Genomic DNA, 23,660 nt, shown 5'->3' on the forward strand with positions numbered 1-23,660 from the left:
TATTCTGGTGTCAAGACTTGAACGGAAGAGCCCATGAGCGAAGAAATCCTGATCAATATCACCCCGATGGAAACCCGCGTAGCGCTGGTTGAAAACGGGGTGCTGCAGGAGGTGCATATCGAACGCACCTTGCGCCGCGGTATCGTCGGCAATATCTACAAGGGCAAGGTGGTGCGAGTGCTGCCCGGCATGCAGGCGGCCTTTGTTGATATTGGCCTGGAGCGCGCTGCCTTTATTCACGCTTCGGAGATTTCCGAGCGCGAAGGCGCTGCGGTCGAGCCGATCAGCGCACTGGTGCATGAGGGCAAGGCGTTGGTGGTACAGGTCACCAAGGACCCCATTGGCACCAAGGGCGCGCGTTTGACCACCCATCTGTCGATCCCCTCGCGTTATCTGGTGTATATGCCGCGTACTCAGCATGTGGGTATCTCGTTGAAGATCGAGGATGAAACCGAGCGCGAGCGGCTCAAGCAGATCGTCGCCGACTGCGTGGAACAGGAAGGCATTGATGAAGCTGGTGGCTTTATTCTGAGGACCGCCGCCGAGAGCGCGCGGGCGGAGGATATTCTGGTTGATATCCGCTATGTACGCCGCTTGTGGCAGCAGATTACCCAACAGATGGGCGCAGCACCGGCGCCTTCGGTGATCTACGAAGACCTGCCGCTGGCGCTACGCACGCTGCGCGATCTGGCCAATCCGCGTCTGGAAAAGGTGCGAATCGATTCGCGCGAAACCTTCCAGAAGGTGGAGCAGTTTGTACAGGAGCTGATGCCCGGCGTTGAAGAGTTGCTGGAGCATTATCCGGGCGAACGACCGATCTTTGACCTCTACAGCGTGGAGGACGAGATCCAGAAGGCCATGGAGCGCCGGGTCATGCTCAAGTCCGGCGGCCATCTGGTGATAGATCAGACCGAGGCGATGACCACCATAGACGTCAACACCGGCGCCTTTGTCGGGCATCGCAATCTGGAAGAGACCATCTTCAAGACCAACCTGGAAGCGGCAACGGCCATCGCCCGGCAACTGCGCCTGCGCAATCTCGGCGGCATCATCATCATCGATTTCATCGACATGGAAGACGAGGAGCATCAGCGCCAGGTCCAGCGCACGCTGGAGAAGCAGTTGGAGCGCGATCATGCCAAGACCAATATCATCGGTATCACCGAATTGGGGTTGATCCAGATGACCCGCAAGCGCACGCGGGAGAGCCTTGAACAGGTGCTTTGTGAGCCTTGCCCATGCTGCCAGGGTCGGGGCATTCAGAAGACCCCGGAAACCATCTGCTATGAAATCTTCCGCGAGATTCTGCGCGAAGCCCGGGCCTACCAGGCCGGTGCCTATATGGTACTGGGGTCGCAGTCGGTGATTGATCGCCTGCTGGATGAGGAGTCCGGCAACGTGGCCGATCTGGAGCTCTTCATCGAACGTCCGATCAAGTTCCAGGTAGAAACCATGTACACCCAGGAGCAGTACGACGTGGTGCTCATGTGACGGGTGTATAGCGCGCGTGCAATGGCAATCCTGGCTTAAACGGGGTCTCAACGGCCTGATTCTTCTGCTGGTCGCCTGGCTGTTGCTGGCGGCCGCTTACGTGAGCCTGGGCCGCCAGTTTGTGCCGGCGATAGCCAATTACAAGACGGAGCTGCTGCGTAAGGCCGAGTCGATCAGCGGGCGACATATTCGTCTGCAGAGCCTCAGTGCCCAGATGCAGGGTGCACAGCCGGTTTTCCGCCTGCGCGGGCTGCAGGTACACGCCGATACCGACCCTGCCAGTCCTACCCTCTTTGCGCTGGATAACGTGACCGCGCGGCTGGATCTGTGGCGCAGCCTGTGGAAGCAGCGACTGGTGATGGATGCGTTGCAGGTCGAAGGCCTGGCGCTGTCGATCAGCGAGGACGCCGAGGGTCAGTGGCATCTGCGCGGTCTGGGCCAGCAGGCACAGTCGCTCGGTGGGCTGGAGCAGGCGGTAAAAATGCTCCGTGAGCAACGGCGCATTACCCTGCTGGACACCGAAATCACCGTTAGCCCTTATGACGCGCCGCGCTGGCAGTTCCAGCGCGGCGAGCTGACCCTGATCAATGGCGCCGGCTGGCAGCGGCTGGACGGCCGTTTGCGTCTGCCTGACGGCGAGCTGGTGCGCTGGCAGGTGAGTGGCCTGCTGGACAACGACAATCTGGCCGATCTGTCGCTGGGCTTTTTTCTGGAATTGCCGGCCAGCGACTGGAGTCGTTGGCTGCCGCAAGGGTGGTTGCAACGTAGCCAGCTCAAGCAACTGATCGCGGGCGGGCGCTTCTGGGGCAGCTGGCAAGATCAGCGCTTGCAGCGCTTGCAGGGCACCCTGGTGGCACCTCAGATCAGCTTCGAGCGTCCTGAGACGCCTGCCTTGCAGGATATCCACAGTCGTTTTGCCTACCGCTACAGCGAAACCAGCGAGCGCTTGCTGGTACAGGACCTGAGCCTGCGTATTGATGAGCAGGTTTGGCCGATGACGCGCATTCAAGCCGAACGCGCAGCGCCGGAGGGTGATTGGTCGCTTGCGGTTGACACCATTTCGCTGGACCGCCTGCGTGACTGGCTGCCGCGCTTTGTCGATCACCCGCCAATGGCCGAGCTGGTCACAGCCTTGGCGCCCCAGGGCAGGGTGCGCAATCTGCATTTGTCGGGGCACGGCTCGCCCACCGACGTCGATGCGCTGCAGTTCAGCGCCAACCTCGAAAAAGTGGGCTTCCAGGCGTATCAGAACGCGCCGCTGCTGCAAGGGATCAGCGGCAGCATCTCGGGTTCGCCACATGGCGGTGAGTTGCGCGTCGACAACCAGCTGTGGAGCATGCAACTGCCCAATCTGTTTCCGGAGGTGTGGCAGTATCAGAGTGCGCTGGGCGCGCTGAACTGGTCCTGGTCCAGAGACGACGGCTTGCAGCTGCACAGCGATGGCATGAGCGTGGGTACCGAGCAGGGCGAGGGTACGGCCCTGGTGCAGCTGCATCTGCCGCCTGCCGGCCAGACGCCGACCATGGACCTGCGGGTGGCACTGCGTGACACCCAGGCGCAGGTGCATCGCCGCTACCTGCCGCTGCGCGCGCCAGCATTCAGCCCGCAGTTGGCCAACTGGCTGGCGGCCAGCGGCATACAGGGTAAAGTGCCGCTGGCGATTTTCAGTTACAGCGGTTCGCTGTTGAAGGGGGCCACCGAGGAAGAGCGCCAGATTGGGCTTTACGCTGAACTGCGAGAGGGTGAGCTGCTGTTCCAGCGCGGCTGGCCGCTGCTGACCGAGGTGAATGCCGATTTGCGACTGCAGCAGGGCAGGCTGGATATTCGCGGCGAGCACGCCAGACTGTGGCAGACCGATGCCGAACAGATCCAGCTCAATGCGCAGTTGCTTAATCGCAGTGGTCCGCTGCTGCTGCAGGTTGCAGCCGACTTTGCCGGGCCGGCAGGCGATGCGTTGAAACTCATGCAGGAAACACCGCTGCGTGAACTGAGCAAGGACCCGCTATCGGGTTGGTCGGTGGGCGGCGGCCAGGTAAAGGGCGAGCTGGCGTTGCATATTCCGTTGCAGTCAGGTGCCCAGGCGCAGACGCAAGCCGATGTGAGTTGGCAACTCGAAGCCGATAACCTGATGATCCCGCAGTTGCAGGCGCCGCTGCGCAAGCTAGCGGGTAACTTTACCTACAGTCGTGAGCAGGGCCTGAACTCGGATGATCTGAGCGCCACCTTCCTGGGCGCCCCTGTCAAGGCCAGGCTGCATCAGCATGAAGGAACCCAGCGCGTGAGCCTGTCGGGCAGCCACAGTGTAGAACAACTGCGCGGCTGGGCTTTGGCCAGCGGCGTGCCGGCCGGTTTGGCCGCTGGCAAGTTTGCCTGGCAAGCCGAGATCGAAATTGCCGCGCAGCAGCAACGCGTGCAGATCAACAGTGACCTGCAGGGCCTGGCGCTAACCCTGCCGCAGCCCTTTGGCAAACAGGCTCAGAGCGTTCTCCCTACCGAGGTAGAGTTGCGATTGAGCGAGGGCACGCAACACTGGCATGTGGCCACGGCCAGTGGTCTGGATGCGCGGTTGTTGCGCCGTGACGAAGAGCTTTCCGGCGAACTGCGTTATTCTGCGGGCCCGGCCAGCGCGCCGCAGGCTCAAGGGCTGGCTGTAGTGGCGCAGTTGCCGCAGCTGGATTGGGAGCAGTGGCAGAATTGGCTGCAGCAACTGCCCGGTAGTACTGGCGAAAGTGGAAGTCGGGGCGCTGTGGCCATGCTGCGGCGGGCCGACGTAACGGTCGGTGAGTTTACCGGGTTGGGGTTGACCCTGCCGGCACTGCAGGTGGAGGCGCAGCGCCAGGCGAAGGGATGGCAGGTAGCGGTCGCCCAGGCCGAGGTGGCCGGTGATATTTATCTGCCGGATAGCCCCAACCTGCCGATCGATATAAATTTGCAGCATCTGGCGCTGGGCGCCACCGATCAGCAGGCGGCAGAATTGCTGCCTGCCATGCGGCCAGAGGGGCCGGCGCCGGACAGCGAGCCATCGGACCCACTGGAAAAGATCAAACCCTCCAGGCTTCCTCCCTTGAATGTGCAGATTGCTCAGTTGTCCTGGGGTGGCGATCCGGTAGGTCAGGTCGCGTTTACCCTGCGTCCGGACAGTACTGGCGCACAGATACCCGAACTGTCGCTCGATCTGCGCGGACTCAAGGTCGAGGGGCGCATGGACTGGCGCGAGGCGCCGGCCCACAGCGTCTTCGAGGGGAGCGTTTCGGCCGAAGATATCGGCCAGGTGCTGACAGCCTGGAAATACGCTCCCACCATTACCAGCGAGCAATTCGTAACCCGCGCACAATTGAACTGGCCAGGTTCTCCGGCCATGTTCAGCCTACGCCGTTCCTCCGGCAGTCTTGAGGTTGCGGCGCGTGACGGTATGTTGCAGAGTGGTGAAAATGGTACGCAGGCGCTGCGGGTATTCGGCCTGCTCAACTTCAATTCATTGACGCGCCGCCTGCGTCTGGATTTCTCCGACCTGTTCAGCAAAGGCACCGCCTACGATACGCTTGACGGACAGTTGTATGCCGACAATGGCGTGCTGCATAGTGAGAAGCCTGTGGTGCTGGAGGGGCCCGGCGTGAAAATGCAGTTCGAGGGCAACCTGGACTTGCGCAACGATCAGGTTGATCTCGGTGTGCTGGTCACTCTGCCGGTAACCAACAATCTGCCGCTTGCGGCGCTGATCGCCGGCGCGCCGCAGATTGGCGGCGTCCTTTTTCTGGCCGACAAGATACTCGGCGACAAGGTCGCGCGTTTTGCTTCGGTCAAGTACAAGGTCAGCGGCGACTGGATGCAGCCCGACGTCGAGTTTGACCGCGCTTTTGACGACAAGGCCGCGCTCGAAGCAGACTGAGTCAACCGCTTTCCTCCTTACATCAACCAGGTGCAGCCAGGCTGCAAGGGTAAACTCCATGCCAGGCGTCGCCGCCATCCAGATGACCAGTCAGCCCCAGGTGCAGGAAAACTTGCAACAGGCCGCGCAACTGATAGCCAGGGCTGCCGAGCAGGGTGCCGAACTGGTATTGCTACCGGAATGTTTCGCCGCGTTGGGTAATCCGTCACTGGCTGCCATAGCTGCACTTGAGTTTGGCCCCGAGCGCCCGATTCGCCGTTTCCTTGCTGAGCAGGCGCGGGCGCACGGCATCTGGCTGATCGGTGGCAGCTTGCCGCTACCGCGGGTCGCTGGCGGCAAGCCCATGGCAACCCAATTGGTGGTGGATGAGCTGGGACAGGAAGTGGCGCGTTACGACAAGCTGCATCTGTTTGATGTGGATGTGAGCGATAGCCACAGCAACTACCGCGAGTCGCGCGATTATGGCTTTGGCGAGCAGTTGGTCTGCCTGGATTCGCCGGTAGGCCGGCTGGGCCTGAGTATTTGTTATGATGTGCGCTTTCCCGAGTTGTATCAGGCGTTGCGTCTTGAGGGGGCTGAACTCATCGTGGTGCCGGCCGCCTTCACTGCAGTGACCGGTGCGGCGCACTGGGAGGTGCTGCTGCGTGCCAGAGCCATTGAAAGTCAGTGCTATGTATTGGCTGCCAACCAGTGGGGAACCCATGCTGGCGGGCGGCAGACCTATGGGCACAGCTGTTTCATCGATCCCTGGGGCGAGTTGCTTGCCAGCCTGCCCGAGGGCACCGGAATTGTGACCGGTGAACTTGATCAGGCGTACCTGAGCGATGTACGCCAGCGTATGCCGATTACCGCACACCGCCGTTTTGCACCGCCTGCCGCACCGCAGCCGGTTGCCAAGGAGTCGAGCCAGAATGAGTGATCTAATCAGCCAAGCCGAACAGGCTCTGTTACGTCCCGCCGATCTGACGCCGGACGCTGTCGCACGCGTGCTGGGCAGCCTGGTCGCTGCGCCCGGCGTGGACGCAGCAGATCTGTATTTTCAACACCAGATCAGCGAGTCCTGGGTGCTGGAGGATGGCATCGTCAAAGATGGCAGCTTTCATCTCGATCAGGGTGTTGGCGTGCGTGCACTGTCTGGCGAGAAGACCGGCTTTGCTTACAGCAACGATATCCGTCTGGCCGCGCTCAGTCAGGCAGCGGGTGCTGCGCGTTCGATCGCCCGCGCCGGCCAGGCCGGCAGCGTGCAGGCCTGGCAGCGGCCGGCCTGTACTCCGCTGTACGTAGCGGACAACCCGCTGGATGTCATGGCGCAGGCCGATAAGGTGTCCTTCCTGCAGCGCATTGATGCCTACACCCGCAGCCTGGATTCACGTATTACCCAGGTCAGCGTGAGCATGAGCGGCGTGCACGATACCCTCATGGTGGCAGCCAGCGATGGCACCTGGGCTGGCGACATTCGTCCACTGGTGCGGCTTAACGTCAGTGTGATCATCGAACACAATGGCCGCCGCGAGCGCGGCAGTGCCGGTGGTGGCGGGCGTACCGATTACCTGTATTTCGAGACCGAAGAGCGGGCGCTGGGTTATGCGCGCGAGGCAGTGCGCCAGGCGACGGTGAACCTGCAGGCGATCGCTGCTCCGGCCGGCAGCATGCCGGTGGTGATGGGCCCGGGCTGGTCCGGCGTGCTGCTGCACGAAGCAGTGGGGCATGGCCTGGAAGGCGATTTCAACCGCAAGGGCAGCTCGGCCTACAGCGGCCGGGTTGGCGAGAAGGTTGCCTCCAGCCTGTGCACCATCGTGGATGACGGCACGCTGCCGGGTCGGCGCGGCTCGCTGACGCTGGACGACGAGGGGCAGCCGACCAATTGCACCACGCTGATCGAGAACGGCATTCTCAAGGGCTACATGCAGGACAAGCTCAATGCCCGTCTGATGGGGGTGGCGGCGACCGGTAACGGCCGCCGCGAATCCTACGCGCATCTGCCGATGCCGCGCATGACCAATACCTACATGCTGGCTGGCGAAAGCGACCCGCAAGAAATCATCGCCTCGGTGAAAAAAGGCATTTACTGCGCCAACCTGGGTGGCGGCCAGGTGGATATAACCAGCGGCAAGTTCGTGTTCTCCACCAGTGAGGCGTACCTGATCGAAGATGGCAAGATTACCGCTCCGGTCAAAGGCGCCACCCTGATCGGCAATGGTCCCGAGGTGATGAACCGAGTCTCCATGGTCGGAACAGACCTTGAACTCGACTCCGGCGTTGGCGTGTGCGGCAAGGATGGCCAGTCGGTGCCCGTGGGGGTTGGGCAGCCGACGCTGAAGATAGATCAGATCACGGTGGGCGGAACCGGTTGATCGGCTGCGCAGCGGCAAGCCTCAAGCTACAAGCCTCAAGCTACAAGCTACAAGCAATTAGTGTGGGCCGGCCTTTCTTTAATACAACATGACCCAAGCGGTCGCTCAATATGGCGCAAATCAGCGGGGCGTCTTGTAGCTTGAGGCTTGCCGGAGGCAAGCCTAGCGCTGCTCAAACCGCCCGGCGAGGCGATTCTTGCGTACCTGATCCACCGGGAAAATGCGTCCGCTCATGGCAACGTAAACACCGTGGGACAGGCAGTTGAGTGCACCGACGGCGAGGCCGAGGTTGAACAGGGCGTCGGAGTCGCGAAAGCGGGCCGGCTGCATGGCGCCGGTCAGGACTATTACCTTGCCGTCGATATCTGCCAGGCCGGCGCCGGTGACTGTCATGGTATCTGTGCCGTGGGTGATGAGGATGTGTTCATGCGGGCAGGCAGCCACCTTGTCGTGGATCAGCTGACGGTCCCGGTCATCCAGCTCCAGGCTGTCCTTTCGGGTCAGCGATTCGATGTTATAGTCAAAGCCGACGCGCGCCTGTTGCAGCAGTTCGACCGCCATGGGCTCACCTATCTGGTATTCGCTGAGAGCGTCGAAATAGAGTTTATCCAGGGTGCCGCCGGTAGAAAATATCTGTACGAACATGGTGGTCCATTTTGCGAATGTTGTCTGTCGATGCCTGCCGTTATGCCCGTCACTGTTGATATCAACCTCGCCGAAAAGCCAGCAGTTCCAGTTGTACGCGACTGGTGGGTCTACATGGTGCGCGCGGAAAACGGCCATCTGTATACGGGTATCAGCATAGACCCTGAGCGCCGCTTTCGGGAACACCAGCGTGGCAAAGGCGCACGCTTTTTCAACCGCAGCCCGGCCAGCGCGCTGGTCTGGTACCGTTCATGCGCAGGCCACGGCGATGCCTTGCGGCAGGAGCTGGCCATCAAGGCGCTGACCAAGCGGGCCAAGGAAAGACTCATCAGTCAGTTCGATAACGCACAATCAGGTGCCGCGAAGCCCTGTGCAGGCGCGGCCGCAGCGTCTAAGCTGGACGCAAACCAATCGGAGACCGAGCATGAGTGAGTTGATTCTGCACCATTACCCCCAATCCCCCTTCGCCGAAAAGGCGCGTTTGATGCTGGGCTTCAAGGGGTTGTCCTGGCAGTCGGTGATGATCCCTTCGGTCATGCCCAAGCCGGATTTGACGGCCTTGACCGGTGGCTACCGGCGGACTCCGGTAATGCAGGTCGGTGCGGACATCTACTGTGATACCGCCATGATCGCGCGCCGGCTGGAAGAGGAAAAGGCCTCACCGCCGCTATTTCCCGAAGGCCGTGAAGCGGCGGCTGCCGGTCTGGCGCAGTTTGCCGATCAGGTGCTGTTCCAGCATGGCGTGGCCATCAACTTTCAACCCAAGGGGCTGGCCGAGCGTTTTGCCGGCCTGCCCGAGCAGGTGGTAAAAGGCTTCATGGCCGATCGCATGGCCTTGTTTGCCAAGGGTTCTGCCAGTCGGCTCGATGGCGCCGTGGCCTTGTCTCAATGGCCGACACTGTTGTCCCGGTTGGAAACCCAGCTGCAGCGTGATGGTGATTTTCTGCTAGGCGATTACCCCTGCATCGCCGACTTTGCACACTATCATCCGCTCTGGTTCGTTGGCAGCAACGCCGCTGTAGCAGCAGCGCTGGAAGGTTACCCGGCAGTTCAGCGCTGGATGCAGCGCATGGCCGACATAGGTCACGGCGTCGCCAGCGAGTTGAGTGCCGAAGCTGCCATCGACATTGCCAAGGCAGCCAAGCCTGCCGCGTTGCCGCAGGATGCCATTGCCAGCCCCGGCGGTTTCAGCAACGGCCAGGCAGTGACCGTCAGTGCAGTCGATTATGGCGCCGATGAGGTGGCGGGTACCCTGGTGTTCGAGGGTGCAGAAAGCATCGTGATCGCCCGTGAGGACGACCGTGCCGGTCTGCTGCATGTGCATTTCCCGCGTTACGGTTACCGTATCGCCGCTGCCTGAACAGGCGTTCGGCGGGGCCAAAAGGTCGGCAGATGAGAATCTGCCGACCTTTTTTGCGACTGGCGGGTCAATAACTGTGTGCTGAATCTCGGTACATAGCGGTTCAGCTTGGTTAGAATCGCCGCCTGGCAAGGAAGGGGGACGCTACTGGTGGGTAAGTGGGGGGTAAAAAAATGGACTCTGGTGTTGTTGTTGACCGGCATGCATCTCGATTTGCAGGCAGCGGTTGAGCCGCAACTGGACGCCGAGGCTGTCTGTGCGGGGCCGTTGCGCAGCTTTCAGGCAAAGCTCAATGGCAAGTTGAATGTGGAGCGCCAGGCGGCGCCGTTGAAGCTGCAGATGCTGCAATTACTGGACGACTGCCAGAATGTGGTCGAGCAGCAGATCGGTCGATTGTCAGTCGACTTCCAGCAATTGCCGGACGATTCTCAATGTCAGCAAGGCCTGAGCGAACTCGAACCTTTTGTTCCACTGTTTACCGACATGCGTCAGCAGATAAACGCGCAGGCGCTGAACTCCCACGCGCTGCGACGCGACGCGCTGGAGTATTTTCGGGTCATTGCGCCAGGCGTATTGCGCGCGGTGAACGGGGTTTTTCTGCATCGTTATGCGGTCTGCGAACCTGAGGCGGAACAGCGGCAACACAGCATTCTTCGCTAGCTGTTCTCTGTATGCGCCCCATCCGTGCGCGCTTTCGAGCGTCCCGCGAGCGGGTGAGCAGCTAACGTCACTGAATAGGATTGTTTCACCGCTCTGGCTGCTGCAGCGACCTGACGCGGCCGGGCGGCGAGCATGAGCTGTCTCGCGACCCAACCGATCACTGCACTCGTCCTGTCGTGCTTCGGCACCAACTGTTGCTACCGGTCGTGCTCGCGTGCTGGTGCGGGGGTGCCTTCCCAGCGGCCCTGTTCATGCAGAATCAGGTTGTCGCCGTGGTAGATGTTGAGCAGGCCGTCTTCTGTGATCAGAAAGCTGCGACTGCTCTGGTCAAAGCGGTAGCCCAGAAAGCGGCAGGGGGTGACCCCATCGGCGCAGGTAGTATGCATGCTGCGACCCTGCAGCATGAAAGGTCGGCCATTTTCGCGCTCCAGACCCTGCAAGGTGTAGTCATTGCAACTGACTTCCCCCTCCGCGCAGCGTGAGTCCAGGCTCAGCTCGAAACTCGGCGTGATCAGCACACGCTCCCCGGCGAGCAGGCTGCTGCTTAGCAGCAGTGCGGCAAGACTCAGACTGCAGGAGAAGGTGTGTGGGTGAAGCATCATGAAGGTCTCCCTGGGCGTGCGATGATCAAGGGGAAGCGGGCATGGGTTGATAGCCGGGTAAGGCGGCCACCCGGTCTAGCCAGGCGCGAATGGCGGGATACTCGGTCAGCTCGAAGCCGCCGTCCGGAGCCACGTGGGTATAGGCGTACAGGCTGATGTCGGCGACGCTGAAACCGCTGTGAACCAGGTACTCGGTGTGTTCCAGCTGCTGCTCCATGACGCGCAACGCGCGGTGACCGCCCGGTTGCTTGGCGTGATATTCGGCGCGGCGCTCTGCCGGCAGCCCCAGATAGCAGGCGATAAAGCGCGCCACGGCGATATAGGGCTCGTGACTGTATTGTTCAAAGAACTGCCATTGCTGCACCTTGGCCAGGGCGAAGCTATCTTGCGGCAGCAGATCCGAACCGATGGCAAGATAGTTGAGTATGGCGTTGGACTCGCTGAGCGTACGGCCGTCGTCCAGCTCCAGCAGGGGGACCTTGGCGTTGGGGTTGAGTTGCAGGAAGCTCGGCGTGCGTGTTTGCTCGCGCATGATATCCACGTGCACCCACTCATGTTCGATCTGTAGCAGGTTGCAGAGCAGCTTGAGCTTGTAGCAGTTGCCGGACATCAAATCGCCATGGATTTTCATGGGTTACTCTGCGCCTGGGTGATAGAAGTGGAGCGGGCAGGTTGTTCGTATATCACCAGCGTGCCGGCCAGCTTGTCGTGCCAACCCTGCTTGCGTGAATCGAAGGCGACCCAGATCAGCCCCAGGCCCAGGGGAATGGTGGCCAGAAAATAGCCCAGGTAGCGGATGATCAATTGTCCGCTGCCGGGCGGTTGCAGGCTTCGCGCATCTACCACCCTGGCATGCACCAGCATCTTGCCGGGCGTAGCCTGTTTGACGCGCCAGAACAGCAGCACCACGACCGCTGGCAGCACCCAGGTGAGCAGTACGTCGACCAGGCCGTCGATTGGCGGGGATTGGTAGGGATCAAAATATTCCCAGCCGTAGAAGTACACGAGCAGCGGAGTCAGCAGGAGCATCATCCACAGGGTATCGATCAGGCTGGCCAGGGTGCGTATCCAGAACCCGGCGTAGCCCGCCTGAGGTTCTGGTCGTGAGGAAGCCGGAGCTGCTTTTTGCATAGTTGAGGTTCTCTGGTGCATGCCCATGTGACTCCACATTCTGCGCAGAATATCCCTGCAGCGAATAGCGCGGCGCAAAAAAAACTGCGATACAAATGCGAGCCAATCGGCAGATTCGCCTGTGCGGCGGCGCGCAAGCGGCTGCCGGCATTGTTGCGGGAGTGCGGTATACGGCAGGTGGTACCTGCTGGGCGGCGCGAATTGACCCTGCACTGTGCAGGGCTGAATCGAGCCGGGGTTCGGCGTATGCTGTGCCTCAATCGGTTGCTGGTCGGTTATCTGGGTAGCTGGCGCAACCTCACCGGTAAGCGGAGTACGTGTGGACGAGATCATTCAGGTCAATGCCTTGACCAAGACTTACGGATCGGGATTTCAGGCGCTCAAGGGCGTTTCACTGGCCATACGGCGCGGCGAGATATTCGCGCTGCTGGGCCCCAACGGCGCAGGCAAGACCACGCTGATCAGCATCGTCTGCGGGTTGGTCAACGCCAGTAGTGGCACTGTGCTGGTGGATGGTCACGACAATGTGCGTGATTACCGCAAGGCGCGCAGCAAGATTGGCCTGGTGCCGCAGGAGCTCACCAACAACATGTTCGACAGCGTCTGGTCGACGCTCAAGCTGAGTCGCGGACTGTTCGGCAAGCCGCGCAACGACGAGCTGCTCGAGCAGATCCTGCGTGAGCTGTCGCTGTGGGATAAGCGCAATGACCGCATCATGGACCTGTCCGGCGGCATGAAGCGCAGGGTGCTGATCGCCAAGGCCCTGTCACATGAGCCCGATGTGCTTTTTCTCGACGAACCCACCGCCGGTGTAGATGTGGAGTTGCGCCGCGATATGTGGAATATGGTGCGCCGCCTGCAACAGCGCGGCGTGACTATCATCCTCACCACGCATTACATCGAAGAGGCCGAGGAGATGGCCGACCGTATCGGTGTGATCAATCAGGGTGAGCTGATCCTGATCGAGGACAAGGACAAACTGATGCAGCAACTGGGCACCAAGCAGTTGGCCATCCAGCTGCAGGCCCCGCTCGAGCAATTGCCGCCCAGTTTGCGCAGCGAAGCCTTGGCGCTGTCAGCCGATGGCTACAGCCTGATCTATACCTTCGACGCCCAGTGCGAGCAGACCGGCATCGCCGACCTGCTGAAAAAACTGGATCAGGCGGGAATCGAGCTTAAGGATCTGCATTCGAGCCAGAGTTCGCTCGAGGATATCTTTGTCGGTCTGGTGCACAAGCGCCGTGACGAGCAGCGCGCGGGAGCAGCCCAATGAATCTCTACGGCGTCAGAGCCATCTATCAGGCGGAAATGGCCCGCATGCTGCGCACCACCCTGCAAAGCATCGCCTCCCCGGTGATTTCCACCTCGTTGTATTTCATCGTGTTCGGGGCTGCCATTGGCAGTCGCATGACCGAGGTCGACGGTGTCAGTTATGGCGCTTTCATCATTCCCGGTCTGATCATGCTGATGCTGCTGAATGAAAGTATCTCCAATGCCTCCTTCGGCATCTACATGCCCAAGTTCACCGGCACCATCTACGAGGTGCTGTCGGCGCCGGTCTCGCCACTGGAAATTGTCGTTGGCTATGTTGGGGCTGCCGCCACCAAGTCGGTGTTGCTGGGCCTGCTGGTGCTGCTCACGGCGCGCCTGTTTGTGGATTATCAGATCCAGCACCCGGTATGGATGCTCGGTTTTCTGCTGCTCACAGCAGTCACCTTCAGCCTGTTCGGTTTTGTCATCGGCGTGTGGGCAGATGGCTTCGAGAAGCTGCAGATCATTCCGCTGATGATAGTCACGCCGTTGGCGTTCCTTGGTGGTAGCTTCTACTCCATCAGCATGCTGTCGCCATTCTGGCAGACGGTGACGCTGTTCAACCCTGTGGTCTATCTGATCAGCGGCTTCCGATGGAGCTTTTATGGCGCGGCCGATGTGCATATCGGCGTCAGTCTGGGCATGACCCTGGTATTTCTCAGCATCTGTCTGGCGCTGGTCTGGTGGATATTCCGCACGGGTTACAAGCTCAAACCCTGATCCATCAAGGCTCTCGCGAGCCTGCAGTCGCATGTCCGTTTGAGCCATTGGAGTGACCAACAGGTCGCTCTGATGGCTTTATGCCCCTCTTTCTTTCAATCCTTTCAATATATCGTTGCTCTGCGCCGGCTTTTTGGCGAGTATGCGCGGGGAATTGATGGGTTGTATGTTTTTTTGACTGTGATGCTGTTCTGCCACTAGCGGCAAGCAATATTTATCTGACAGTCTTTTGCAGTCTGCGACAGGGGGTTAATTCTCGCCTCCAAGCATGCAGACGCAGCCAAGGGAGCGTGGATGTACAGGATGTTTGGCAATACTCGAGTGCAAGTCCTTGCACTCGTCCAGGTTCTGTTACTTAGCCTGAGCAGTTACGTTGCAGCCGCGGCTCCCCAGTCGGCGGCTCCTGCCAGTGTGGGCTTCTGGTACGCGCCGCATCCGCCTACCCCCGAGCTGGCGCAATACGACTGGGTCGTGCTCGAACCTGCCAATACCAGCCAGACCGACATCAAGTTCTTACGCGCCCAGGGCAGTCAGCCCTTTGCCTACCTGTCGGTAGGTGAAATAGATCAGGGAGACGTGTCTGCCAGTGCGGTGGATGGGTCGGCGCGGGCGGGTCTGCGCAACCAGGCCTGGCAAAGCGAGCTGACGGATTTGTCGAGCAGCGCCTGGCAGGACTATCTGCTGCGCCGCGCTGGCGAATATCAGACGGCCGGATACGCCGGCCTGTTTCTCGATACGCTGGACAGTTTCACCATGCTGGAAGGCGAGCGCCATACCGAGCAACAGGCTGCCCTGGTGGCTGTCATACAGCGCATTCATCGTGATTACCCAGGCCTGAAGCTGTTTTTCAATCGCGGATTTGAAGTCCTGCCCGAGTTGTACGCATTGGTCGATGCCGTGGCAGTGGAATCTTTCTATGCAGGCTGGGATCAGGCCAGAGAAACCTATCGCCAGGTGCCATCCGAGGATCGGTTGTGGCTGGAGCAGCAGGTTACCCCCCTGCGCGAGCGCGGCATTCCGATAGTAGCGGTCGAATACGTCGAGCCGACACAGCGTGAAACCATGCGCCAGGTCGCACGCAAAGCTTCAGCGCAGGGTTACATTCCTTTCATCTCTACCCCGGGGCTGGATTCGATCGGCATCGGTAGTATCGAGGTTCAGCCGCGGCGCATAGCCGTGGTATACGATCCCCGCGAAGGTGAGCTGGCGAGTAATCCAGGCCACGTTTATCTGGGTGGCTTGCTGGAATATCTTGGCTATCGGGTGGACTACCTCCCGGCTGACGATACGCTGCCGCTGAGCCGCTTCGATGAGCTTTACGCCGGTGTGGTGGTTTGGATGACCAGTGGCGCGCCAGCGGCCACTAACAGATTCAGTCGGTTCCTTTCGGCGCGTCTGGATGAATCGGTTCCGCTGGTGTTTCTCGGCGGCATTCCAATCGAGGATCAGCTTCTTTCGCGTTTGCGTCTGCGCAACGGCCAGCAGCAGATCGAGTCCGTGCAGATCAGCAGTCACGATGCCGCCTTCTTCGGTTCCTTCGAGGGCAAGCTGACCGCCAGAACCCGTGGTCTGCAGGCCATACAGCGGCTTGACGACAGTGGCACCGCACTGCTGACGCTGACGGATAACCTGCAGCGCGAGCTGACGCCATCAGCCATCATGCCCTGGGGTGGTTACGCATTGTCACCCTACCTGCTGGAAGAGGGCGCATCGCATCGTCGCTGGGTGGTGGATCCGCTGGCGTTCCTGCAGCGTGCCTTGAGGCTGCCGCCGATGCCGCGCCTTGATGCAACTACCGAAAACGGACGGCGCATTGCCACTGTGCATATCGATGGCGACGGCTTTGCCTCTCGCGCCGAAATCAGTGGCACGCCGCTGTCGCCCAAAGTAGTGCTGGAAGCCTTTATCCAGCCCAATGATTACCTGACCTCGGTCTCGGTCATCGAGGGTGAAGTGGGGGCCAAGGGTATGTATCCCTGGCTCACTGACACGCTCGAGCCATTGGCGCGGCGCATTTTTGCCGACCCCAAGGTCGAGCCGGCTACCCATACATTCAGCCATCCTTTCTATTGGGAGCCGGAGAAAGCCCAACTGCGTGAGGGCTTCAAGGCCGACTATGGCCTGAACCTTAAGCTGCCGAACTATCCGAAAATGGACCTGCGCCGCGAGATTCTGGGCTCGCGGGACTATATCGAAGATCGCCTGCTGGCTCCCGGCAAGAAAGTGCGACTGATTTTCTGGAGCGGGGCGGCACTGCCGGGCGCCGAAGCCATTGCCATGGCGTATGCAGGCGGCATGGCCAATGTCAACGGCGCGGAAACCTTTCTAACCAAGGCAGATCCTTCGCTGACCGGGTTGTATCCGCTGTTGCGGCCTACGGCCGGCGGCTTGCAGATTTACGCGCCTATCATCAACGAAAATCTGTACACCAATCTCTGGAATGGCCCCTATTACGGCTTTGCACGGGTGATAGATACCTTTGAGCTGACGGATTCACCTCGCCGGTTACGTGCCCTTAACCTGTACTACCACTTCTATTCAGGCACCAAGTTGGCCTCCATTGGCGCCATGAACGACATCTACCACTACATGGACGAACAACAACCGATATCGCTGTGGATGAGCGACTATCTGCGCCGCGTGCGTGGTCTTTACGAAGGCAGCAGTGCCCGTACCCTTGATGGTCGCTGGCAACTGCGGGCGCTGCAGGGTATGCGCACGGTGCGTCTGGATCCTGCGCTGGGCTGGCCTGACCTGCAGCGCTCGCAAGGCGTTGCCGGCGTACGTGATCTGCCCCAGGGACGCTACGTGCACCTGAGCAGCGACAGCGTCTTGCTCGCCACCCGTACCAGCCGCGACCCGGCGCCGGCGCTGGAACAGGCCAACCTGCCCTTGACCGCATGGCGTTACCTCTCGGCGACGCGAGTAGAGTTTTCCTTCAGTGGCGAGTTTCCGTTACAGCTCGCCATTAGGTACGCCGGAGATTGTCACATCAACTACAAAGGTGCCGAATTCAAACCGCAGCGCCGCGGTGATCTGCATGAATTCCGCCTTGCGCAACACGAGGTAAGCGATGCCGTCCTCGCCTGCAACTGAGTCCATTCCGCTACTCCGTCCCTGGGCCTTTGGCCTCAGCTGCGCTGTGGTGGCGCTGGTTCTGGCGCTGAGCTATCAGCACAAGGATGCCTTTTTGCCGCACGGCAAAAGGCCCGACGCGGTGTCGGTCAACTACGCCCAACTTCTGCTCGCGGCTGACCCGGGCAATGACGAACTGCGCGCCGAATTGGTGGAGATGCTGATCGACCTCGGACGCTTCTACGATGCGCTCACCTACATCAAGGCCTGGGAAGGTGGCGACCCGGTGGTCAAAGGCTATTACAACCTGCTGCTGGACGGTAATGTCGCCATAGTGCGCAAGGATCAGGCCGACATGGCGCTGGCTCGTCAGCAGCTCCAAGCGCTGGATTACAGCGTGCTGGGGGTGGACCAGCAGCGTACGCTGGCTACCCTGGCGCTGGAGCTGGGTGAGCCGCTCATCGCCGCCCGGCTGTTCGACGCGCTGGCCCAGCGTCTGCCCGAGGAGCGCAAGCCCATGCTGATGCGGGCGGCGCGCTGGAGTATGGCGGGTAACGCCCCGGCAGAAGCCGCGCTGGTATATCAGAGCCTGGTGGCGCAGGTACAGACGCCGAAGGAAAAGCTCTTTTTTATCCGCAAGGCGCACGATGCCTGGCTGGCCGCCGGGGAACCCGGGCAGGCAGCTACCTATACCCTGCAGGCTCTGGCTGAGTACCCCGAGGTTGAACCCAGCGACAGCTGGCTGCAGCAGGCTATCGGCTACGCCGTGGGGGCTATGCGCTACGACCTGGCCGAGCAACTGGTGGAGTACTGGTTGGCGCGCGATCCTGGCAACCTGACCGCGCTGCGAGCCGATTTCAACATGCAGTTGAGCCAGGGCGATACCGCCGGCGCCTGGGAAAGTGGACAAGTGCTGCTTGCCCACGAGCCGGCCAAAGGCCCGATGCTCAAGCAGATGGCGTTGTTGGCGCAATGGCAAGGCGAGCCCGAAGCCGCACTGCATTACTGGTCCAGCTATCTGGCGCAGGAAGAAGACCCCGAAGTGCGCGAAGCAGCCTGGCGCCTGGCCCTGCAGTTGTTCGACTACGATCAGGGTATCGAGCTTCTGGCAGGCACAGCCGCCACGCGCAGGCTAACCGATGAAGAGCTGAACCTGCTGATCTACGCTCAGGAATCGCGCGGCACCCCCGAGCTGGCTGAGCGCTGGCTGCGGGATTACCTGCGTGACGCCGGACAACAGCGGCTGGCCTGGGTGAAGTTGTTGCAGGTACTGGAACACACACTGCAAACCCAGGAATCGGCCAAGATCTGGGAGCGATTCGCCAAGGGGCATCGCCTCAGTATCACCGAGCGGGTCAGTTGGGCAGAGGTACTCTGGGATACCTACCAGCCCGAGCGCGCATGGCAGGTTCTGGATATTGGCATAACCGACGAGCTCAACCCCGATTACTGGCGCCTGCGGGCCGCGCTGGCCTGGGAATTGGAGCGCGATACAGAACTGACCTCCCTCTACCAGTCGATGCAGCAAAAGGGCGTGCAGCTGACCCTGAGCGAAGAAGGTCAATTGATCGAGCTGTATCGCCAGAGTGACCCGCAACGGGCGATGGCTCTGGCCCATGCCAGTTGGCTGCGTTCCGGCGATGGTCGGCGGCTGATCGACGCTCTGCAACTGGCCGAATATCTGCAGGAGTGGGGGCAACTTGCCGCCATGGTAGTAGAGGCGGAAGACGCCGGCATGGGCGGGCAGCTGCCGGTGTTGCTGGCCAAAGGGCTGCTGGCCGAGCGCGAGGGTGAGAGCGAGAAGGCCGAGCGTATTTACCTGCAGGCGCTGGCTGCCAATCCCGGTGATCTGGTGCTGCGCGAACGCTTGCTGTGGCTCTACGTCGATGGCCGCAACCTGAAGCAATTGCAGCGGTTTGTTGCTCCCTGGGAAACCTCCGCAGCCGGTGTGCCATCGCTTTGGCTGGCGCTGGGGGCGGCCAACCAGATGCTCGAGCGTAACGAGCGTGCGTTGCGTTGGTATCAGCGCTATGCGGCGGCGCGCCCCGATGATCTGCTGGGTCTGGCTGTCTACGCCGATGCGCTGGATGGCGCCGGTCGCGCCGCAGCGGCGCAGCGCCTGCGAGCACACGTGCTCAAGCACCCGGATTTTGCCGCCGTGGCCGCGACGCCGCAGGGTTATCAGACCTGGTTGCGGCTGATGATGTCCGCACGCAGCCACCTGCAGGCAAAGAATCGTGCCCTGGCCTGGCAGGATGGCTCCACGGCCATGCTGCAACTCTGGTTCGAAGCATTGCTTGATCATCTGGATATGAACAATCAGGAAGCACAGAAGGATGCGTGGCTGGCCTGGGGAAGGGCGCACGGCCTGCGCATCGACAACTACGATCAGATCCAGGAAGCGCTGCGCACCTACAACCGCGACACCCTGGGCGACATGCTGGTTGCAGCGCGGATCGATCCCGCGCAGCGCGTGGAAACCCTCAGTCGTCTGGGTGCTGAATCACGGGCACTGGGCGACGCATTGTCCGAGTTGGGCGATGAGCAGCCGCTGGCGGTACGTCAGCAACTCTGGCGCCAGGCGCTGGAAATGACCGAACAGCACCCGCAGGGCGTGCAAGTGGGCTGGGCGCAGGATGACTTCGGCGGGCTTGAGCTGCAGGGTCCGCGCCTGAGCACCGCGCGTTATCTGGGCGACAACTGGTATTGGCGTCTGGACGCACAGCAGGCGCGCTACAACTCCTCGCAACTGGATACCGGCGCCATGGGTGCGGAAACCAGTGCAGCGCTGCGGGTGGAGCGCAACTTTGCCAATGGTTATCTGGCTCTCACGCTGGATGGCAGCCAGCGCCAGGATGATGACCGCAACGGTCTGGGTATCGCTCGGCAATGGTTACTGGGGCGTGATCAGGTGGTTGCCGGGCTGGACTGGCAGCGCGAGAGCCGGGAAACCGGGCTGATGCGCGCGATCGGTCAACAGGATGCCGCCTGGCTGAATGTGAGCCACAGTTTCAGTGCCCGCGACCAGCTCAGCTGGGCGCTTGAGCACCGCCAGTATGAGTCGCGTTCTGGCTTGAGTATTGGCTCGGGCGAGGTCGCCAGCGTCGAATTCAGCCAGGTGCAATTCTTCAGCGGCCCAACCTGGATTCTGCGTAGCGGTCTGGAAGTTCAGAACAATCGGCTTGATACCACCAATCTGTCCTCCCTGCTGACCGGCAATGGTGGCGTGGTGAATCAGGGTGACCTGACGGCGGAAGAGCTGTTGCCCGAACGGGTTGGCCGCTTCTATGTAGGTAGCCAGCTGCGTCGTGGCTTCCCCGGGGCGCTCAACCGCACCCGCGGACAGTACACCTGGTTGCTGGATACCTCGGCTGGCTGGGATTGGGTAGAGCAGGGTATGACCTATTCGATCAACGCCGGCGTGGGTGTAGAAGTGCTGGGTGATGACGAGCTGTCCTTTACCACCGGTTACCAATCGGCACCGCTTGGCGGCGATGGCGAATCCGGCGGCAATATAAATATTTCCTATAGCTCCCGGTTCGGGCGCTGATGACATCATGAGGAGCAACAAAATGCGTATTTTCCGCTGTGTGACCCTGGCTGCGACGCTCGCATTTGCTGGCTGCAGCACCTTTTCCGGTAATCAGAGCCCGTCATTTCCGGCCCAGGCCAAGTGGGGCATGCTGCCGGTAGTGAACTACTCGCAGACGCCGCAGGCTGGCGAGCGTACCGAGCAGATTCTGCTCAGTGTGCTGAGTGAGGAGGGTGTTCAGCCGCTGATGTATCCCTATGTGGAAAATCAGGATCTGATCCTGCTGGATGACCGCAAACGCTACGAGGCTGCGATGGACTGGGCCAAGGGCCAATCGCTGGATTACGTGGTCACCGGCAGTATCGAAGAATGGCAGTACAAGAATGGGCTGGACGGTGAGCCAGCGGTGGGCATCAGCCTCAAGGTGATCAACCCGGCTACCGGCCAGGTGCTCTGGAGCAACAGTGGTGCGCGCGCCGGCTGGTCCCGCGAAAGCCTGGCCGGCTCGGCGCAGAAGGTATTGGCAACCATGCTTGACGACCTGCGGATCGAATAATGTTAAGCCACTCCCCACACAAGGACTACGTGCTGGCGCGTCCGGTCAGGAGTTCGCTGGCCTGGCTCGAGACGCCGCTGATCACCGGGTTGCTGCTGGCGCTGTGCTTCTGGGCTGCGCCGGAGGATCCCCTGTTTCTCTCCGGTTTCCCCTGGCCGATCCTGGCGCCCTTGCTGCTGGGAGTGCGTTACGGCTTCTTTCAGGCGCTGATCAGTTCGATGATCATCATCGGCGCGGTCTTTTTGCTGCGCAGCACCGGACTCTCTGGTTATGCCGAGCTGCCGGCGTCCTACATCATCGGCATGCTGGTCAGCAGTATGGTGGTCGGGGAGTTTCGTGATCTGTGGGACCGCCGGCTGCAGCGTCTGCAAATGGCCAATGAATATCGCCAGTATCGTCTCGACGAGTTTACCCGTGCCTATCAGGTACTGCGGGTGTCCCATGACCGCCTGGAGCAGCGCGTGGCTGCGAGCGAGCAGAGCCTGCGCAGCTCTCTGCTGCTGTTGCGCAACCGCGCGCAGCAGCTAAGCGAGAAGGGCGCACTGCTGGCGCCCATGGCCGAGTCCATTCTCGCGGTACTCGGTCAATATGGCTCCTTCAACGCTGCGGCGCTCTACGCCGTGGATGCCGAGGGCAGCCTGCAGGACCGGCCCCTGGCAGTGCTGGGCGAGATGGGCAAGCTCGATGGCAATGATCTGCTGGTGCAGCTGTGCCTGGAGAAGGGTGATGTGGTGAGCGTGCGTGAAGCGCTGATCGAACAGGGCAGGGACGCCAGCCTGTCCAGCCTCCAGGCCTGCGTGCCGCTGATTGATGCCGACGACCGCCTGCTGGCTGTGGTGGCGGTCAAGAGCATGCCTTTCTTTGCCTTCAACGACCGTACTTTCAGTCTGCTGGCATTGCTGGGTGGGCATGTGGCCGATCTGCTGCAGAGTGATCCGCAGGCGCTGCAACTGGCCAGTCTGGATGCGCAGCACTTCTCTCAGCACCTCAAGCGCGCAAGGCTTGATGCCGAACATCATGAGCTGCCGGGCTGCCTGATGTTCATCGAGCTGGCAGAAGAAAACGAGCAGTTGCTCAAGGCGTTGCAGGACAGCCAACGCGGCCTGGATCTGCAGATTCGTCTGCACAACAACCGTGGCCATGTGGGTGTCATGGTTCTCTTGCCGCTGACCGACGCCCAGGGTGTACGCGGTTACGAGAAGCGTCTGCAGTATTTGCTGGCTGAGCGCTTTGGCCAGGGTGTCGACCTGCAGAGCCTGCAAGCGCGGCTGCATCTGCATGAGCTCGACCCCACGGGGCGGTCCGCAGGGCTGCATGACTTCCTGTATATAGAGTGTGGATTGAATGATCAGCAAATGGCTATTTAGCGGCGCGCTGGCCTTCGAGCTAGGCAGCTGGGCCAGCCTGACCCTCAATCCGACGCCGTTGCAGGGCCTGGTGTTTTATGTGCTGCCGCATGCCATCGCTTGTGGCTTGCTCACGGCCGCGCTCTGGTTGCTGCTGCCCTATCGTTTCAAGCTGCCCTTGCCCTGGCCACCGCTGTTGATGTTCAGTCTGGCATTTTTTATTCCGGTAGTCGGCGCCATAGGCACGCTCTGCGGGCTCTTCGCCGGTCTCTATCTACAGCGCACCCAGGATGAAGAGGGCTGGCAGGCTACCGGTGTACCACCGCTGCCGCACAAGCCGGTGGAGCGCTGGCAGTCGCCGCTGTTTCATGATGGTGGCCTGCAGGATGTGTTGCAGCTGGCGTCCGACCCTGAGCAGCGGCTTGCCGCGCTCATGGCGACCCGGCGCATGCCGGTGAATGAATCTGCACCCATCCTCAAGGTAGCGTTGCGCGATCCTGAAGATGATGTGCGTCTGCTTGCCTATTCCATGCTCGATCAGCAGGAAACCCGTATCAATCAACGCATCGAAAAGTTACTCGACAATCTGGCGCACGCGGAGAAGCCCGAGCGCCAACCGCTGCACGCGGGATTGGCGCGCTGGTACTGGGAGTTGGCCTATCTCGGCCTGGCCCAGGGCGGCGTGTTGGAGCACGTGCTAGGCCAGGCGGCACAACATGCGCAGGCGGCGCTCACCCTGCAAGCCAGCGCCGATCTTGAACTGCTGGCCGGACGTATCGACATGGAACGCAACCAGCTTGATCTGGCGCAGCAGCACTTCATGCGCGCGCAGAATCTGGGCATGGGTAGCGAGAAGCTGGTCCCCTATCTGGCTGAACTGGCTTTTCTGCGCCGCGACTATGCCGTGGTCGGCCAGCAGCTCGCCAGGCTGCCACAGGGTATGCGCAAGCGGCCCCCCTTCGCCGAAGCGGCGAGGTACTGGATATGA

Annotated in this window: 18 protein-coding genes; 14 read left to right on the plus strand and 4 right to left on the minus strand. The window is 61.1% G+C overall.

All coding sequences use genetic code 11. From position 1 onward, the window contains the following. Window positions 1-33: 33 nt before the first annotated feature. Genes rng through tldD form a run of 4 tightly spaced genes read left to right on the plus strand, consistent with a single transcriptional unit; the run spans window position 34 to window position 7,734 of the window. Window positions 34-1,491 carry a ribonuclease G gene (gene rng / locus V7756_RS10035; RefSeq protein ID WP_335610021.1) on the plus strand — a complete coding sequence of 486 codons (1,458 nt, stop codon included), beginning with the start codon at window positions 34-36 and terminating at the stop codon, window positions 1,489-1,491. Between the two features lie 16 nt (window positions 1,492-1,507). Then, the gene (locus V7756_RS10040) at window positions 1,508-5,380 is read left to right on the plus strand and encodes a YhdP family protein (protein WP_335610022.1); all 3,873 of its coding nucleotides are present in this window, start codon (window positions 1,508-1,510) and stop codon (window positions 5,378-5,380) included. Window positions 5,381-5,438: 58 nt separating this feature from the next. Then, window positions 5,439-6,299 (plus strand): carbon-nitrogen hydrolase family protein, encoded by an 861-nt coding sequence (locus tag V7756_RS10045; RefSeq protein WP_335610023.1) that lies wholly within the window; start codon window positions 5,439-5,441, stop codon window positions 6,297-6,299. Further along, on the plus strand, window positions 6,292-7,734 hold the full coding sequence (gene tldD, locus V7756_RS10050; RefSeq protein WP_335610024.1) for a metalloprotease TldD: 1,443 nt from the start codon (window positions 6,292-6,294) through the stop codon (window positions 7,732-7,734). Before V7756_RS10045 ends, tldD begins: the two co-directional genes overlap by 8 nt. Before the next feature lie 162 nt (window positions 7,735-7,896). Here tldD and V7756_RS10055 read toward each other — a convergent pair whose 3' ends face one another. Then, window positions 7,897-8,379 (minus strand): asparaginase domain-containing protein, encoded by a 483-nt coding sequence (locus V7756_RS10055; protein WP_335610025.1) that lies wholly within the window; start codon window positions 8,377-8,379, stop codon window positions 7,897-7,899. Window positions 8,380-8,421: 42 nt separating this feature from the next. Here V7756_RS10055 and V7756_RS10060 point away from each other — a divergent pair, with 42 nt between their 5' ends. The 3 genes from V7756_RS10060 (at window position 8,422) to V7756_RS10070 (ending at window position 10,399) form a co-directional block, all read left to right on the plus strand. Further along, window positions 8,422-8,811, plus strand: coding sequence for a GIY-YIG nuclease family protein (locus V7756_RS10060; protein ID WP_335610026.1), 390 nt, complete (start codon window positions 8,422-8,424; stop codon window positions 8,809-8,811). After that, window positions 8,804-9,739, plus strand: a complete 936-nt coding sequence (locus tag V7756_RS10065; RefSeq protein ID WP_335610027.1) for a glutathione S-transferase family protein — start codon at window positions 8,804-8,806, stop codon at window positions 9,737-9,739. The genes V7756_RS10060 and V7756_RS10065 overlap by 8 nt, the downstream gene beginning before the upstream one ends. A gap of 150 nt (window positions 9,740-9,889) precedes the next feature. Continuing rightward, window positions 9,890-10,399, plus strand: coding sequence for a hypothetical protein (locus V7756_RS10070; RefSeq protein WP_335610028.1), 510 nt, complete (start codon window positions 9,890-9,892; stop codon window positions 10,397-10,399). Between the two features lie 197 nt (window positions 10,400-10,596). Here the strand turns inward: V7756_RS10070 and V7756_RS10075 are convergent, their stop codons facing one another. The 3 genes from V7756_RS10075 to V7756_RS10085 are packed head-to-tail and all read right to left on the minus strand — an operon-like array spanning window position 10,597 to window position 12,132. Continuing rightward, window positions 10,597-11,001, minus strand: coding sequence for a hypothetical protein (locus V7756_RS10075; protein ID WP_335610029.1), 405 nt, complete (start codon window positions 10,999-11,001; stop codon window positions 10,597-10,599). Window positions 11,002-11,026: 25 nt separating this feature from the next. Then, a complete protein-coding gene (locus tag V7756_RS10080) occupies window positions 11,027-11,632 on the minus strand; it encodes a glutathione S-transferase family protein (RefSeq protein WP_335610030.1) in 606 nt (201 codons plus the stop codon). Further along, window positions 11,629-12,132 carry an RDD family protein gene (locus V7756_RS10085; RefSeq protein ID WP_335610031.1) on the minus strand — a complete coding sequence of 168 codons (504 nt, stop codon included), beginning with the start codon at window positions 12,130-12,132 and terminating at the stop codon, window positions 11,629-11,631. Before V7756_RS10085 ends, V7756_RS10080 begins: the two co-directional genes overlap by 4 nt. A 319-nt stretch (window positions 12,133-12,451) precedes the next feature. Here V7756_RS10085 and V7756_RS10090 point away from each other — a divergent pair, with 319 nt between their 5' ends. From V7756_RS10090 to V7756_RS10120, 7 genes are all read left to right on the plus strand, one after another. Then, the gene (locus V7756_RS10090; RefSeq protein ID WP_335610032.1) at window positions 12,452-13,405 is read left to right on the plus strand and encodes an ABC transporter ATP-binding protein; all 954 of its coding nucleotides are present in this window, start codon (window positions 12,452-12,454) and stop codon (window positions 13,403-13,405) included. Continuing rightward, a complete protein-coding gene (locus V7756_RS10095) occupies window positions 13,402-14,163 on the plus strand; it encodes an ABC transporter permease (protein ID WP_335610033.1) in 762 nt (253 codons plus the stop codon). Before V7756_RS10090 ends, V7756_RS10095 begins: the two co-directional genes overlap by 4 nt. 294 nt (window positions 14,164-14,457) lie before the next feature. After that, window positions 14,458-17,259 carry a bifunctional glycoside hydrolase 114/ polysaccharide deacetylase family protein gene (locus tag V7756_RS10100; RefSeq protein ID WP_335610034.1) on the plus strand — a complete coding sequence of 934 codons (2,802 nt, stop codon included), beginning with the start codon at window positions 14,458-14,460 and terminating at the stop codon, window positions 17,257-17,259. Further along, window positions 17,237-20,788, plus strand: a complete 3,552-nt coding sequence (locus V7756_RS10105) for a tetratricopeptide repeat protein (RefSeq protein WP_335610035.1) — start codon at window positions 17,237-17,239, stop codon at window positions 20,786-20,788. Before V7756_RS10100 ends, V7756_RS10105 begins: the two co-directional genes overlap by 23 nt. Before the next feature lie 22 nt (window positions 20,789-20,810). Continuing rightward, window positions 20,811-21,326 carry a penicillin-binding protein activator LpoB gene (locus tag V7756_RS10110; protein ID WP_335610036.1) on the plus strand — a complete coding sequence of 172 codons (516 nt, stop codon included), beginning with the start codon at window positions 20,811-20,813 and terminating at the stop codon, window positions 21,324-21,326. Further along, window positions 21,326-22,693, plus strand: a complete 1,368-nt coding sequence (locus tag V7756_RS10115) for a PelD GGDEF domain-containing protein (protein ID WP_335610037.1) — start codon at window positions 21,326-21,328, stop codon at window positions 22,691-22,693. Before V7756_RS10110 ends, V7756_RS10115 begins: the two co-directional genes overlap by 1 nt. After that, window positions 22,671-23,660, plus strand: a complete 990-nt coding sequence (locus V7756_RS10120) for a HEAT repeat domain-containing protein (RefSeq protein ID WP_335610038.1) — start codon at window positions 22,671-22,673, stop codon at window positions 23,658-23,660. The genes V7756_RS10115 and V7756_RS10120 overlap by 23 nt, the downstream gene beginning before the upstream one ends.

Source organism: Halopseudomonas sp., assembly GCF_036961105.1.
GTDB lineage: Bacteria > Pseudomonadota > Gammaproteobacteria > Pseudomonadales > Pseudomonadaceae > Halopseudomonas.

Coding starts and splice junctions, on each gene's coding strand:
- rng (WP_335610021.1), top strand. CDS start 34: ATGAGCGAAGAAATCCTGATCAATATCACCCCGATGGAAACCCGCGTA.
- V7756_RS10110 (WP_335610036.1), top strand. CDS start 20,811: ATGCGTATTTTCCGCTGTGTGACCCTGGCTGCGACGCTCGCATTTGCT.
- V7756_RS10105 (WP_335610035.1), top strand. CDS start 17,237: ATGCCGTCCTCGCCTGCAACTGAGTCCATTCCGCTACTCCGTCCCTGG.
- V7756_RS10115 (WP_335610037.1), top strand. CDS start 21,326: ATGTTAAGCCACTCCCCACACAAGGACTACGTGCTGGCGCGTCCGGTC.
- V7756_RS10045 (WP_335610023.1), top strand. CDS start 5,439: ATGCCAGGCGTCGCCGCCATCCAGATGACCAGTCAGCCCCAGGTGCAG.
- tldD (WP_335610024.1), top strand. CDS start 6,292: ATGAGTGATCTAATCAGCCAAGCCGAACAGGCTCTGTTACGTCCCGCC.
- V7756_RS10075 (WP_335610029.1), bottom strand. CDS start 11,001: ATGATGCTTCACCCACACACCTTCTCCTGCAGTCTGAGTCTTGCCGCA.
- V7756_RS10085 (WP_335610031.1), bottom strand. CDS start 12,132: ATGCAAAAAGCAGCTCCGGCTTCCTCACGACCAGAACCTCAGGCGGGC.
- V7756_RS10120 (WP_335610038.1), top strand. CDS start 22,671: ATGATCAGCAAATGGCTATTTAGCGGCGCGCTGGCCTTCGAGCTAGGC.
- V7756_RS10080 (WP_335610030.1), bottom strand. CDS start 11,632: ATGAAAATCCATGGCGATTTGATGTCCGGCAACTGCTACAAGCTCAAG.
- V7756_RS10060 (WP_335610026.1), top strand. CDS start 8,422: ATGCCCGTCACTGTTGATATCAACCTCGCCGAAAAGCCAGCAGTTCCA.
- V7756_RS10100 (WP_335610034.1), top strand. CDS start 14,458: ATGTACAGGATGTTTGGCAATACTCGAGTGCAAGTCCTTGCACTCGTC.
- V7756_RS10065 (WP_335610027.1), top strand. CDS start 8,804: ATGAGTGAGTTGATTCTGCACCATTACCCCCAATCCCCCTTCGCCGAA.
- V7756_RS10095 (WP_335610033.1), top strand. CDS start 13,402: ATGAATCTCTACGGCGTCAGAGCCATCTATCAGGCGGAAATGGCCCGC.
- V7756_RS10055 (WP_335610025.1), bottom strand. CDS start 8,379: ATGTTCGTACAGATATTTTCTACCGGCGGCACCCTGGATAAACTCTAT.